This window comes from uncultured Stenotrophomonas sp. (genome assembly GCF_963519925.1).
Classification (GTDB): Bacteria; Pseudomonadota; Gammaproteobacteria; order Xanthomonadales; family Xanthomonadaceae; genus Stenotrophomonas; species Stenotrophomonas maltophilia_AE.
Genome location: NZ_CAUQPH010000005.1, coordinates 1 through 13,369, shown reverse-complemented (window position 1 = coordinate 13,369; position 13,369 = coordinate 1). Strand labels below are relative to the sequence as shown.

General features: G+C 68.7%; 11 protein-coding genes. 6 read left to right on the top strand and 5 right to left on the bottom strand.

What is annotated here, in order from left to right; genetic code table 11:
* Positions 1-49 precede the first annotated feature (49 nt).
* The gene (locus RWO33_RS02000) at positions 50-3,388 is read right to left on the bottom strand and encodes a GH92 family glycosyl hydrolase (RefSeq protein WP_314101543.1); all 3,339 of its coding nucleotides are present in this window, start codon (positions 3,386-3,388) and stop codon (positions 50-52) included.
* Positions 3,389-3,714: 326 nt separating this feature from the next.
* On the opposite strand from RWO33_RS02000, the gene RWO33_RS01995 reads away from it, so the two are divergent.
* The 4 genes from RWO33_RS01995 (at position 3,715) to RWO33_RS01980 (ending at position 6,957) form a co-directional block, all read left to right on the top strand.
* Positions 3,715-3,912: a zinc-finger domain-containing protein gene (locus RWO33_RS01995; RefSeq protein WP_145479250.1), complete on the top strand. Its 198-nt coding sequence runs from the start codon at positions 3,715-3,717 to the stop codon at positions 3,910-3,912.
* A gap of 16 nt (positions 3,913-3,928) precedes the next feature.
* Positions 3,929-5,041 (top strand): glycosyltransferase, encoded by a 1,113-nt coding sequence (locus tag RWO33_RS01990; RefSeq protein ID WP_145479251.1) that lies wholly within the window; start codon positions 3,929-3,931, stop codon positions 5,039-5,041.
* Positions 5,034-6,353, top strand: coding sequence for an O-antigen ligase family protein (locus RWO33_RS01985; protein WP_145479517.1), 1,320 nt, complete (start codon positions 5,034-5,036; stop codon positions 6,351-6,353). Before RWO33_RS01990 ends, RWO33_RS01985 begins: the two co-directional genes overlap by 8 nt.
* 169 nt (positions 6,354-6,522) lie before the next feature.
* Positions 6,523-6,957 (top strand): transposase, encoded by a 435-nt coding sequence (locus RWO33_RS01980; RefSeq protein WP_314101657.1) that lies wholly within the window; start codon positions 6,523-6,525, stop codon positions 6,955-6,957.
* A gap of 97 nt (positions 6,958-7,054) precedes the next feature.
* Here the strand turns inward: RWO33_RS01980 and RWO33_RS01975 are convergent, their stop codons facing one another.
* Entirely contained in the window at positions 7,055-7,975 is a 921-nt protein-coding gene (locus RWO33_RS01975; RefSeq protein WP_314101539.1) for an LpxL/LpxP family Kdo(2)-lipid IV(A) lauroyl/palmitoleoyl acyltransferase, read from the bottom strand.
* An 86-nt stretch (positions 7,976-8,061) separates the two neighbouring features.
* Here RWO33_RS01975 and waaA point away from each other — a divergent pair, with 86 nt between their 5' ends.
* Positions 8,062-9,360: a lipid IV(A) 3-deoxy-D-manno-octulosonic acid transferase gene (waaA, locus tag RWO33_RS01970; protein WP_314101537.1), complete on the top strand. Its 1,299-nt coding sequence runs from the start codon at positions 8,062-8,064 to the stop codon at positions 9,358-9,360.
* A gap of 184 nt (positions 9,361-9,544) precedes the next feature.
* On the opposite strand, the gene RWO33_RS01965 is transcribed toward waaA, so the two are convergent.
* The 3 genes from RWO33_RS01965 to RWO33_RS01955 form a co-directional block, all read right to left on the bottom strand.
* Positions 9,545-10,912: a TolC family outer membrane protein gene (locus tag RWO33_RS01965; protein ID WP_314101535.1), complete on the bottom strand. Its 1,368-nt coding sequence runs from the start codon at positions 10,910-10,912 to the stop codon at positions 9,545-9,547.
* Positions 10,913-10,928: 16 nt separating this feature from the next.
* Positions 10,929-11,576 (bottom strand): protein-L-isoaspartate O-methyltransferase, encoded by a 648-nt coding sequence (locus RWO33_RS01960; RefSeq protein ID WP_314101531.1) that lies wholly within the window; start codon positions 11,574-11,576, stop codon positions 10,929-10,931.
* Positions 11,577-11,714: 138 nt separating this feature from the next.
* Positions 11,715-12,386: a TetR/AcrR family transcriptional regulator gene (locus RWO33_RS01955; RefSeq protein WP_314101528.1), complete on the bottom strand. Its 672-nt coding sequence runs from the start codon at positions 12,384-12,386 to the stop codon at positions 11,715-11,717.
* A gap of 123 nt (positions 12,387-12,509) precedes the next feature.
* On the opposite strand from RWO33_RS01955, the gene RWO33_RS01950 reads away from it, so the two are divergent.
* A partial coding sequence (locus tag RWO33_RS01950) for an efflux RND transporter periplasmic adaptor subunit (protein ID WP_314101527.1) occupies positions 12,510-13,369 on the top strand: 860 nt, incomplete at its 3' end.

Below are 13,369 nucleotides of genomic sequence, written 5' to 3'. Positions count from 1 at the left end.
GTAGCGACACGCCATGCGTGTCCCACGCGGTCCCGACGCGCCCGATGCGTTAGGGCGCCGCCGGGGCCAGCAACTCCACCTCGGCCAGCTGCATCCGGCCGGGGCCTTCAATCCGCAGCCGGTACTCGGAATAACGGCCCGGCTTGGCAATCCGGAACGGGCGGGTCTGCTGCTGCCACTGGAAGGTCTCACCGCTGCGCTGGTCCAGGGTGACCCAGCTGCCGCCGGCCTTGCGCGCTTCCAGCGTCCACTTGCCGCCACGGATCGCTGCGTTGCCGCTGGTCAAGGTGTACATCGAGGGCGCGCCGTCGGCCACCCCGCTGAACACGACGTTGCCCTTGCCACCGAACGGCACCACGGTGCCCGCATCGTCATCCACCAGCGCGGCCAGCGCCTTCCCATCCTCCAGCTGCGCACGCGCACCCTTGCCCAGCAGGTCATGCAGCAGCGCAGGGCGCTCACCGCGTGCGGTCAGCGAACGCGGTGCGTCGTCCGGGCCGGTGCCCCAGGTCGACGGCGCCGGGCCCATCTCGAAGTCCAGGGTGGCGCCCTTGGCGATCACCTCATGCGGCACCCAGGTCTTGGTCCACGGCTGGCCGTTGATCTTCAACGACTGCACGTAGATGTTGCGGTCCGAATTTTCCGGTGCGTTCACGGTGAGCACCGCGCCGCCCTGCAGTTCCACCCGGGCGTGCTTGAAGGCCGGCGAACCGATCGCGTATTCCGGCGACCCCATGCGCAGCGGGTACAGGCCCAGAGAGGCCAGCACGTACCAGGCCGAGGTTTCGCCGTTGTCCTCATCGCCCGGATACCCCTGGCCGATCTCGCTGCCCACGTACAGGCGCGACAGGATCTCGCGCACGTGCTGCTGGGTCTTCCACGGCTGCCCCGCGTACAGGTACATCCACGGGATGTGGTGCGAGGGCTGGTTGCTGTGCGCGTACATGCCCATGCGCACATCGCGCGCTTCGGTCATCTCGTGGATGGTGCCGCCATAGGAGCCGGAGAATTTCGGATCTGCGGTTTCCGGTGTGCTGAAGAAGGTGTCCAGCTTTGCAGCCAGCTTCTCGCGGCTACCGTACAGCCCGGCCAGGCCTTCGCCGTCATGCGCGGCGGTGAAGGCGAAGGTCCACCCATTGGATTCGGTGTAGTCGTGGCCCCAGATGCGTGCGTCGTAGTCCTTGGCGTCCACGCGCCAGCTGCCGTCGTCGTTGCGGCCCTGGAAGAAGCCGGCGGCCGGGTCGAACACCGTGGCGTAGGTGCCGGCGCGGTGGCGGAAATAGTCGGCCTCCGTGCTGTAGCGTTCGCGCAGGGCGGCAGTGGTGGCACGCTTGGCCAGTGCGTCGGCCATGTTGGCGATGCCGAAGTCGTTGAGCGCGCCTTCCATCGTCCACGACATGCCTTCGTGCACGTCGGCGCTGGCGTAGCCGCGGAACGTGCTCTTGTCCATGCCCTTGCGGCCCACGTGACGGTCTGGCGGGACCACGGTGGCGTTGCGCAGGGCTGCCTGGTAGGCCTCGGCCGGGTCGAAGCCGGTGATGCCCTTCAGGTACGCGTCGGCGAAGGCCACGTCCGAACTGGTGCCCACCATCAGGTCGGCATAGCCCGGCGAGGACCAGCGCGCGACCCAGCCACCGGCGCGGTACTGCTCCAGGAAGCCCTGCACCAGGGCGCCGGCATCGTCCGGGGTGAACAGCGCATACGCCGGCCAGGTGGTGCGGAAGGTATCCCAGAAGCCGTTGTTGACGTAGACCTTGCCGTCGCGGATCGGGGCGAAGCTGCGCAACGCGCTGCCGTCGGTGTTGTCGTCCTCCGCGCTGGCCTGGCTGGCGTAGCGCCAGTCCGGAGCGGCGGCGGTGCCGGCGTTTTCATACCCCGAGTTGGGGTACAGGTACAGGCGATACAGGCTGGAATACAGCGTGGTCTTCTGGTCGTCGCTGGCCTGGCCGATGTCGAAGCGGGCCAGGCGCTGGTCCCACGCGTCCTGGGCGCGGCCGGCCACCGTGGCCAGGGTGTCCCCGGCTGCGATTTCCAGTGCCAGGTTGTGGCGGGCCTGTTCGACCGAAATCAGCGAGGTGGCGATGCGCATGGTCACCCGGCGCTCGCTGCCGGGGTCGAACTTGATGTAGCCGGTGGGGCGGCCGCTGTCGATGCGTCCGCTGCTGCGCCACGGCCGGTCGAAGCTGGCCACCACGTACATGCGGGTGGCACCGTTGGACAGGCCGCTGCGCACATCGGTGTAGCCGGAAAGGGTCTGCGTGGCCGCATCCAGGTTCAGCCCGCCGCGCGCGTCGACGTTGTCGAACAGCAGGTTGGCGTCGCCGTCCTTCGGGAAATCGAACTGGAACAGCGCGGCATGGTCGGTCGGCGCGATGGCGGCGGCGATGCCATTGTCGAAGCGCACCGAATAACGGTAGGGGCGTGCGCTTTCGTTGTCGCGCGAGAACGACAGCGCGCGCTTGGTGCGGTCGGCTTCCGGCACGCCCCGGGTGGCCGAGGGCATCACCTGGAAGGTCTGGCGGTCGCCCATCCACGGGCTGGGCTGGTGGCTCAGCGCCAGGGCCTGCAGCTGCGGGCGGTTGGCGGCGTTGTTCTGTTCGTTCCAGCGGTACAGCCAGTTCAGTGCGCCGGCATCGGTCACCGGGGTCCAGAAGTTGAACCCGTGCGGTACCGCCGTGGCGGGGAAGTTGTTGCCGCGCGAGAAGGTGCCGTTGGCCTGGGTGCCACGGGTGGTGAGCACCCAGTCGGACGGCCGCGCGGGGGTGTTGCGCGGCTGGTTGTCCAGGCGCACGTCATCGATCCAGCCCGACACCGGCGCGCCGTCGGCGCTGGCCAGGGCCAGTTCCACGCCGACCACGCGGCGACCGCGCAGGGCGGCCACGTCGCCCAGGCGCACCGACTTGTGCGCCCATTGCTGCGGGTACAGGGTCTTGGAGTCGCCCTGCGCCTTGGCACCCAGCGCAACGCCATGCAGGTCGCGCACAGCGCTGGCCGAGACGCGGCTGCCGTCGTCCAGCACCAGGTCGAGCGAGACATAGGTGGACGCCACGGTATCGCCGCCCACGATTTCGGGCAGGACCAGCCACGACAGGGTGGTATCGGCCTCGATGCTCACGTCGGTGCTGAACAGCCTGGTGCTGGCAGTGCCGCCGGCGCTGGCGTAGTGCAGCGCGCGCAAGCCGCTGTAGCCAACGCCCGGTTTGGCCGCATACGGCGCTTCCGGTCCCTTGCCGATCTTCAGCTGCACGCCGCCGGTGCCGCTCTGCGGGGCCGGTTCGCCGGGCTCGAAGGAGGTCTGCAGGCCCTGCGCGAAGGCAGGCGAGCAGGCCAGGGCAAGCGCGAGCGGAAGCAGGGCGCGGCGGGCAGGGCGGGGGTGCGGCTGGGTCATGCAGGGATCTCCCGGGTGGGACAGGCGGCAGGGCAAGCCCGCATCGGCGACCTCGGCAGACAGCAGCACCCCGGCCGCCCATGGGGCAGTCGAAGCGATGCAGGTCCGGCGGGGGGCGGGCCATGCGATCGGGTGTTTTGATCGGAACGCAGCCGATCCTGCAACAGCCCGGGCGGGTATGGCAAGTGAAATTAGTTCGATCTAAACCCGGAAAAATCGCGGATCGCTGTTCCCGGCAGGGTCGCCCCGCGGCGACCGCCCGCCGCCCGCCCTGCGCCCCGGGTGCTAGAATCGAGCCCTTCGCACCCCCAATCTGTGTCCACGCCATGAGCCATACCGCCACCGCGCCCGCCAATGCCGAAAAGCGTTACACCGTGCACCGCAGCGATCTGCCGCTGAGCTGCCCGACGCCGGAAATGGCGCTGTGGAACTCGCACCCGCGCGTGTATCTGCCGATCGAAGACGAGCCCAACGGCAAAGCCGCGTGCCCGTACTGCGGGTCGGTCTTCGAGCTGGCCGACTGAGCTGGCAGGACCGCACGTGCGCCGACTGACCGTGGTGCAGCTGCTGCCGGCGCTGCACTCCGGCGGGGTCGAGCGCTCCACGCTTGAAATCGCCGCGGCGCTGGTCGCGGCCGGGCACCGCGCGATCGTGGTGTCCGCCGGGGGCCGCCTGGTCGAGCCGCTGCTGGCCAGCGGCGCCGAACACCTCACCCTGGATATCGGCAGGAAGTCGCTGTGGACGCTGCGCCACGTGCGCACGCTGCGCAACCTGCTGGCGGAAACCCGCGCCGATATCGTGCATGCGCGCTCGCGCCTGCCGGCCTGGCTCGGGCTGTACGCCGTCCGCAACCTGCCGGCGGCCGCGCGCCCGCACTGGGTCACCACCGTGCATGGGCTGAATTCGCCCAGCCGCTACAGCGCGGTGATGACCAGCGGTGAGCGGGTGATCTGCGTGTCCAATTGCGTGCGTGAGTTCGTGCTTGCGCATTACCCAAGCGTGCCTCCCGAGCGCCTGCAGGTGATCCCGCGTGGCGTGGATCCTGCCCAGTTCCCGCGCGTGGGCGGCAACGACCGGCGTCCGCGCCTGGCGGTGGCCGCGCAGCATCCGGCACTGGCCGGCGAGGCACCGCTGCTGCTATTGCCCGGGCGTGGCACCCGGCTCAAAGGCCATGGCCACGCGCTGACCCTTCTGGCCGGGCTGCATGCGGCCGGCGTGCCGGCGCGGTTGTGGATGCCCGGTACCCGCGAACCCGGACGCGAGCGCTACGTGGAGGAGCTGGAAGCGCAGGCGCGCGCGTTGGGCATCGCCGAGGCGGTGCTGATGACGCCCCCCACCGCGCGCATCGCCGAGGCCTACGCGGCAAGCAATCTGGTCCTGCAGCTGTCGGACAAGCCCGAAGCCTTTGGTCGCACCGTGGTCGAGGCGCTGTCGGTGGGCCGGCCTGTACTGGGCTGGAACCAGGGCGGCGTGGGCGAGCTGCTGCAACAACTGCAGCCGTCCGGCGCGGTACCCTTGGGTGACGCCGAGGCACTGCTGGCGCGCGCGCTGCAGCTGCTGGCGCAGCCGCCTTCGCTGCCGTCGCGTATTCCGTTCACCCTGCAGGCGATGCAACGTGACACGCTCCAGCTCTATACCTCCCTCGCTGGCTGAGCCGCTCACGGCACCGGGTTCGCCGGGCTTCCGTGCCGGCCGCTGGGCGCCATGGTGGGTGATCGCCTACGTGGCGCTGCTGCCGTTGCCCGGCATCGCCGAAACCGTACTCGGGCTCGGTGCGCTGTATGCGGCGGCGCGCATGGTGCAGCTGCGCCTGCAGGGCAAGCAGCGCATGCTGAGCAGCCCGGCGTGGGCACTGACCAGCATCCTGTTCCTGGGCTACTGGCTGCCGCAGGCATTTTCCACCTTCGATGCAATCGACCCGGGCGCGGCATGGCGCAAGACCGCCGCCGGCCTGCGCTACCTGCCTTTCATGTGGCTGGTGGCCATTGCGGTGGCCACCCCGGAGCGGCGTGCGCTGACCTTGAAGGGCATTGCCGCGATCACCGGGGTGTGGACGCTGGATGCCCTGGCGCAGGCAGCGCTCGGCACCAGCCCGCTGTTCTGGTCGATGGACCAGTTGAAGTGGGCGATCAGCGGGTACGGCCTGTGCGCGCCGGCGGAGATGGCAGCGGCCGATCGCCTCAGTGGCGTCCTCGGGCCATGCAACCTGAAATTCGGGCAGGTGCTGGCGAGCCTGTCGCCGTTCCTGTTGTTTGCTGCCGCGGCGCGCTTCGGTCGCTGGGGCTGGGTGGTGGCGGCCCTGGCCGTGGGCGTGGTGCTGGTGCTGGCCGGTTCGCGCGCGGCGTGGCTGACCTATGCGCTGGTGCTGGCGTTTTCGGGCTGGCGCCTGCTGGGCGCACGCGGCTTGATGGCCTGCGTCGCATTGGGGCTGGTGGTGGCGGTCGGGCTGGGCGTGGGTTCCAGCCAGGTCCGTGAGCGCCTGGCGCGCACCGCGATGGCCTGGGAAGGCGAAAGCGATGGGGTCAACCAGGCGTTGTCCGGGCGCGCCCAGATCTGGGCGGCGGCGGGCTGCATGATCGAGCAGCACCCGGTCAACGGCGTGGGCGCGCGCGGCTTCCGCGACGCCTACCCGCAGTGCAATCCAACCCCCGAGCACCCGGAAGTGTGGGGCGACGGCCCGGCCCTGCATGCCCATCAGATCCTGCTGGAGATCCTTGCCGAAACCGGCGTCCTGGGCCTGTTGCTGTGGCTGGCCGCCACCGCCCAGGCGTGGCGCGCCTGGCGCTTTGCGCCGATGGCGGCGCGCGAACGCGCGCGCCCGGCAATGCTCGCGCTGGCGGTCACCGTGTTCCCGCTCAACACCCACCTGGCGTTCTATTCCACCTTCTGGGGCGGCCTGACCCTGCTGCTAGCCGCGCTGTACGCCGGCAGCCTGCTGGCCAGCGACGAACCGAACGAAGGGTAAACGCAACGTAGAGCCACGCCCTGCGTGGCTGGCGCGATGCCAGGGCTCGGCGCAGATGTGTTGGCATCGCGCTTGACCCGACACCTCACAGCCACGCAGGGCGTGGCTCTACGCGCAGGTGAGGGATTCGGTGATGCCGGGCTTGCTTCGGCTTGGGCACCCTGTTCGCATGTCCAGTCCCCGACTTCGACGTCATCGCGTTTCCCAAACCGGGTATCTCTACATCCTTACCACTGTTGTGCATGGTCGGCGCAGGCTGTTTGCCGATGCCGCCAATGCGGAGGCGGTCATCGATTCGCTTCGCCATGTCGAGCGCTGCGGCCGCAGCCGGTCCATGGCGTGGGTGGTGATGCCCGATCATGTGCATTGGCTGATGGAACTTCGGCGCGGTACGTTGGCGAGTTGCATGAATGTCTTCAAGTCTTACAGCAGCCGCCGGTTGGGGGGTGGCAAGGTGTGGCAACACGGCTACTACGATCACGCGATCCGTACCGACGAGTCCCTGGAACATGCTGCGCGCTACATCGTCGCCAATCCCCTGCGCGCCGGTCTGGCCGAGAGCATTGGCGAATACCCGTACGCATGGTGCCGCTGGGATCTGTAGAGCCACGCCCTGCGTGGCTGCTCTTCGCTCGGCACCGCGCAGCCACGCAGGGCGTGGCTCTACGGCAGGGCACCGCGCAGCCACGCAGGGCGTGGCGTTACTTGTAGAAATCGCTTCTGCCGCCCGGCTGGCGCTTGAAGCGGCGGTGGATCCACAGGTATTGGTCGGGGGCTTCGCGCACCATGGCTTCGATGGCCTGGTTCACCCGTGCCGTGTCTGCTTCGACGTCGTCGCTGGGGAAGTTCTCCAGCGGCGCGCCGATCTTCAGGAAATATTTCCCGCCCTCACGCCGGTGGAAATACGGAATCACCGCACACCCGGTCATCCGCGCCAGCTGGTGGGTGGCGGTGATGGTCGACGCGGTGTGGCCGAAGAACGGCACGAACACGGTGTCCTTGCCGCGCATGTCCTGGTCCGGGGCATACCACAGGAATCCGCCCTTCTTCAGGTGGCGCACGGTGGCGCGGATGTCCTCGTTGGCGTACATCGCCTTGGCATAGCGCAGCCGGCCGAACTTCACCGCCCACTCGTAGACCGGGTTGCGGTGCTTGCGGTACATGCCCGACAGGTCGACGTGGTCGCACAGCAGCCGCCCGCACATTTCCAGGGTCATGAAGTGGCCCGAGACCAGCAGCACCCCGCGCCCTTCAGCCTGCATCCGCTGCAGGTGCTCCAGGCCTTCCACCTGCACCTTCGGGCGGATGCTGTCGATGCTGCCCCACCAGGCCCGGGCGAACTCGAAGATGCCCACGCCCAGCGCATCGAAGCTGTCGCGCAGCAAGCGCTGGCGCCAGGCGTCGTCCTTCTCCGGGAAGCACAGCTTGAGGTTCACCTCGGCCGCGCGCCGGCGACTGCTGGCCACGTGGTAGGCCACGGTGCCCACGCCCCGGCCGAGCGCGCGCTGCAGGCCCCACGGCAGGCGGGCAATGCCGAAGGCCAGGAAGATGAAGGCGAAGGTCGGCCAATGGCGCGGGTTGCGCAGGGACGGCCGGGTGGCGGTGGAAGCGTTATCGGACATGCCCCGATTCTAAGTCATGCGTCCGTTGCGGTGCGTCGCCCCGTCCCCGCATGTCTTTCCCGGTGCCGCTCCCGTATCCTCTGCGCATGCGTAAAAGCCCTGTCGAATGGATCCTGCGCGGCCTGTATTCGGTCGTGCTGTACCTGCTGTTGCCGATCACGGTGTACCACCTGGTCTGGCGTGGCTTCCGGGTGCGTGAATACTTCCAGCGCTGGGACGAGCGCTACGCCTCCTATCCGCAACCCACCGGCCAGCCCCGGGTCTGGCTGCACGCGGTGTCGGTGGGCGAGGTCAACGCGGCGGCGCCGCTGGTCAATGCCCTGCGTGCGCTGCGCCCGGACATCCGCTGGGTGATCACCACCATCACCCCCACCGGCTCGGAACGGGTGCGCTCGCTGTGGGGCGATGCGGTCGACCATGTTTACCTGCCCTATGACGTGCCGGGCAGCGTCGGCCGCTTCCTCGGCCACTTCAAGCCCAGCCTGGCGCTGATCCTGGAAACCGAGCTGTGGCCGAACCTGCTGTTCGGCTGCCGTGACCGCGGCATTCCGGTGTACATCCTCAATGCGCGGCTGTCGGCGCGGTCGCTGCGCGGCTACCGCCTGCTGCGCCCGCTGATCGAGCGCACCCTGCGCACGGTTACCTGCGTGGCCGCGCAGTCGGCCGACGATGCCGAACGTTTCATCCAGCTGGGCGCGCTGCCCGAGCAGGTGCAGCCGCTGGGCAACCTGAAGTTCGACATCGCCACGCCGAACGTGCGCGAGTTCACCGCGCATTTCCACGCTGCGGTGCCGGGCGCGCGCCCGGTGTGGATCGCCGCCAGCACCCATGAAGGCGAGGAGCAGTCGATCATCGACCTGCACCGGCGCCTGCGTGCCGAGGTTCCCGGCCTGCTGCTGCTGTGGGCGCCGCGTCACCCCGAACGGTTCCCCCGGGTGGAAGCGCTGGCGCGCGAGCAGGGCTGGAAGGTCAGCACCCGCCGCCAGCAGCAGTGGCCGCAGCCGGACAGCGACGTGTTCGTGATCGACACGCTGGGCGAGCTGATGGCGTTCTACGGCTGCGCACAGGTGGCGTTCGTCGGCGGCAGCCTGCAGCCGATCGGCGGCCACAATCTGCTGGAACCGGCCGCGATGGGCACGGCTACGGTGACCGGCCCGCACCTGCACAACTTTTCCGAGATTTCCCGGCGCATGCGCGAAGCCGGTGCGGTGGTGATCGCCGATGACGTAGCAGGGGTCGGCGATGCCCTGCTGACCCTGCTGCAGGACGCGCAGGAGCGCGAGGACATGGCCAGCGCCGGCTGCGCGCTGGTGAGCAACGGACGTGGCGCGTTGAAGCGCACCGTGGAACTGATCGCACCGCAGCTTCCGCCGCCGCTGGAATGAAGGGCCAACACCCAAAAACGATGCCGGCCAATACGGTAGAGCCACGCCCTGCGTGGCTGCGCGGTGCCTGACGGGAGAGCAGCCACGCAGGGCGTGGCTCTACGGCCGACTTGCCCGTGGTCCTTGCGCATTAAAAAAAAGCCACCTTCGCAGGTGGCTTTTTCGTTTCCGGATTACCGCTGGATCACTGGCTGTTGACCGTGGTGCTCGGCGCGGCGGCCTGCTGGGTCAGCAGGCGGTTGATGTCCTGCAGTTCGGCGATGTCCAGCACGCCGACCGCCTGGCCCAGCTGCAGGCGGTTCTGCAGGAAGGTGTAGCGGGCGTTGGCGTACTCGAGCTGGGCCGAGAACAGGATGCGCTGGTTCTGGATCACGTCCAGCACGGTGCGGGTACCCACTTCCAGGCCGACCTGCGAGGCGTCGTAGGCGCTCTGTGCCGAGACCACCGCCAGGCGGCGCGCTTCCACTTCGCTGATGCCCGCCACCAGGGTCTGGTAGGCGTTGCGGGTGTTGCGGTCCAAGGCGCGCTTCTGCTGCTCGTAGCCGTCCTGGGCGATGTCGCGCTGGGCCAGGGCCTGGCGCACGCCGGACTGGGTGGCGCCGCCGGAGAAGATCGGCACGCTCAGGGTCAGGCCGACGCTGTTGCTGCGCGCGTCCGGGCTGAAGTTGGAACCGCTGCCGACCACGTCGCCCCAGCTGGCCTGGCGGCCCACGCTCGCGCCCAGCGACAGGGTCGGAAGGTGGCCGGCGCGCGCTGCCGACACACTGGCTTCGGCCGCGCTCACCTGCAGTTCCTGCGCCTTCAGCGCCGGGTTCTGCGCGACGGCTTCGTTGACCAGCTGGTCGATGGTGGCGTACTTGGCCGGCAGTTCCGGACGGAAGTCGGCCGGCAGGGCGCGCAGGTCGGTCACCGGCTGGCCGGTCAGTTCGGTCAACGCCTGGTAGGCGTCGGCCAGGGTGTTCTGCGCGATGATGGTGTTGGCGCGGGCCTGGTCGTACTGGGCGCGCGCTTCATGCACGTCGGTGATCGGGGCCAGGCCTACTTCCAGGCGCTTGTCGGCGAAGTCGAACTGCTTCTTCGCCGCCGCTTCGTTGGTCTGTGCCGCCGACAGCGATTCAATGGCCACCAGCACGTTGAAGTACGCCGCCGAGGTGCGCACGATCAGGTCGTCGTTGGCCGAATCCAGGGTGAAGTCCGCGGCCTTGCTCAGCTCGCGCTGCGCGCGCAGGTTGGCGAACTGGGTGAAGTTGATCAGCGTCTGCGAACCACTGATCCCGTAATTGCGGTTCTTGGTGGTGTACGAGTCCGAGCTCACGTCGTAGTTCGGGTTGGTACGGTTGCGGGTGAGCGAGGCCTCACCGTTGATCTGCGGCAGCAGCGCCGCACGCGCCTGCACGGCGCCTTCCTTGTCGAACAGACGGGTCGATTCTGCGGCGGACAGCTGCGGATCGCCATTGCGCGCCATTTCGTAGACCTGCAGCAGGTCGGCGGCAGAGGCGGTCATGGGCAGCAGCGCGGCGGCCAGCGCAATAGCGAGGGATCGGCGGATCATTGCGGCTTCCTTGGACTCAGAGATGGAACTGGGGTGCCGGCGCGGCACCGCGCAGGTAGTCGATATCGGTTTCAAACAGGGATTCCTGGCTGCCGTCGGCCTTGACCAGCACCGCTTCCATCACCGGGGCACGGCCATGGATGACGAACAGGCGACCGTTCGGGCGCAGCCATTGGATGAAGCGGGCCGGGATGGTGTCCACCGCGCCGGTGACGCAGATGGCATCAAAGCGACGCTCGGTGTCCCAGGTCAATGCGTCGGCCGTCTCGATGCGGACGTTGTTGCCGAGGGTGGCGGCATCCAGGCGCGCACGGGCGGCAGCGGCCAGGGCGGGATCGATTTCCAGGCTCAGCACTTCGCGGGCCAGTTCGCCCATGCAGGCGCTCAGGAAGCCGCTGCCGGTGCCGATTTCCAGCACTTCATCGCCTGCCTGCAGGTTCAGCGCCTGCAGGGTGCGGCCTTCGATGACCGGCTTCATCATCTTCGCGCCATTGCCCAGCGGCAGTTCAATATCGGCATAGGCGAGGGCGCGGTGCGCATCGGCGACGAACGCCTCCCGCGGCAAACGTGCCAGTACATCAAGCACGCGGATGTCCAGCACGTCCCAGGGACGGATCTGCTGTTCAACCATCAGTTCGCGGGCGTGGGCGTAATCGATCGTCATGGGGGTTCTCAATCCAGCGCAAGGGGCCGGCCATTTTACCGGTGCCGGGAGCCGGCGGCGCGCTGAGAGCATCGCTGCCGTCGCGCCGGGGTCGCAGTGCCGGAAGTCACCGCGACCTCCGGTCCATTCATGTTGTCATCACCGCAGCGGGCGGGTGGCGTACGCCCTCAGGAAAAATTCAACGCTGGCGGCCACATGGGCGTCGGCGTCGCACTCGGCCGGGGCCGGTCGCAGCCCGCACATCATATGCGTATGCAGCTCGCCTTTGATCAGGGTGAAGAACTGCAGGGCGGCGGTGTGGAAGTCGCTGAGCTCCAGCTCGCCGCGCTCGGTGCGCGCACGCAGGAACTCGGCCAGGGCATCGCTGGTGCGCTGCGGGCCGGCCAGCCAGAACATCTCGCGGATCCGGTCGTCGGTGTCCGGCGCCATCATCACCCGCTGCACGGCCACTGCCGCCGGCGAGGTGATCATGGTGAAGAAGGCCCGGCCGATGCCCAGCAGCTTCTCGCGCAGGGCGCCGTCGGCATCGGTGACGAACAGCGCGTCGGGCAGCATCTCAACGCAGGTTGATTTCACAGCTTCGGTGAAAAGGGTCTCTTTGTCGCCGAAATGACTGTAAACGGTCAGCTTGGAGACGCCAGCCTGGGCCGCGATGCTGTCCATGCTGACGCCGCTGTACCCCTGTTCGACGAACAATGCCTTGGCCGCGTCCAGGATCGAGGCGCGCTTGCCCAGATCCTTCGGACGGCCGGGTCCGGCGGCCTTGGCAGCGGGCTTGGACGGGGCGGTAGCGGCAGTGCGGGCAGTCATCCAAACAATACTAGACCAATCGGTTCGATATTTATACTATACCGACTGGTTCACTATTAGCCGTCGTGGAATGGAGTGTTGCCTCCACGCGGTTCCCCCCGGTACTTCAAGGTCCGAGACCTCATGAACAACGTGCGATGGATGAGCGGTGGGCTGCTGGCGTTGATGCTGGCAGCGTGTGGCAAACAGGATGTCGAGCCGGCCGCGCCGACCCCGGTGCTGGTGGTGCAGCCCGGCACCGTGAGCGGGCAGGAAGTGGCGGCATACCCGGGCGAGGTGCATGCGCGCGAGGAAAGCCCGCTGTCGTTCCGGGTCGGCGGCAACCTGGTCAAGCGCCATGTCGATGCCGGCCAGCGCGTGCGCAAGGGCGACCTGCTGGCGGAACTGGATGCGGCCGACTTCGCCTCGCAGGCGAGCGCGTCGCAGGCGCAGCTGGCCGCGGCCGAAGCCGACCTGGTGCGCGCCCGCGACGACCAGAAGCGCTACGCCACGCTCGCCCAGCAGCAGCTGGTCAGCCAGTCCACCCTCGATGCGCAGACCGCCGCGTTCAAGGCCGCGCAGGGCCAGGCCAATGCCGCGCGTGCCAACCTGGCCGTGGCTCGCAACCAGACCGGGTATGCGCAGCTGCGCGCTCCGGCCGACGGCGTGATCGCCAGCCGCCAGGCCGAAGCCGGGCAGGTGGTGGGCGCCGGGCAGACGGTGTTCACCCTGGCGGCCGATGGCGGCCGCGAGGTCCTCATCGCACTGCCGGAAAGCAACATCCGCGATTACAAGGTCGGCCAGCAGGTGCAGGTGGAACTGTGGAACGCGCCGGGCCAGATGCTGCCGGGCACGATCCGCGAGATCGCCCCGGCTGCCGATGCGCAGGGCCGCACCTACGCCACCCGGGTCAGCCTGGCGCCGGAAGCGGCGGCGGAAGTGGAGCTGGGCCAGAGCGCGCGCGTGTTCGCCGCCGCCGGCCGCGCCGGCACCCTGCAGGTGCC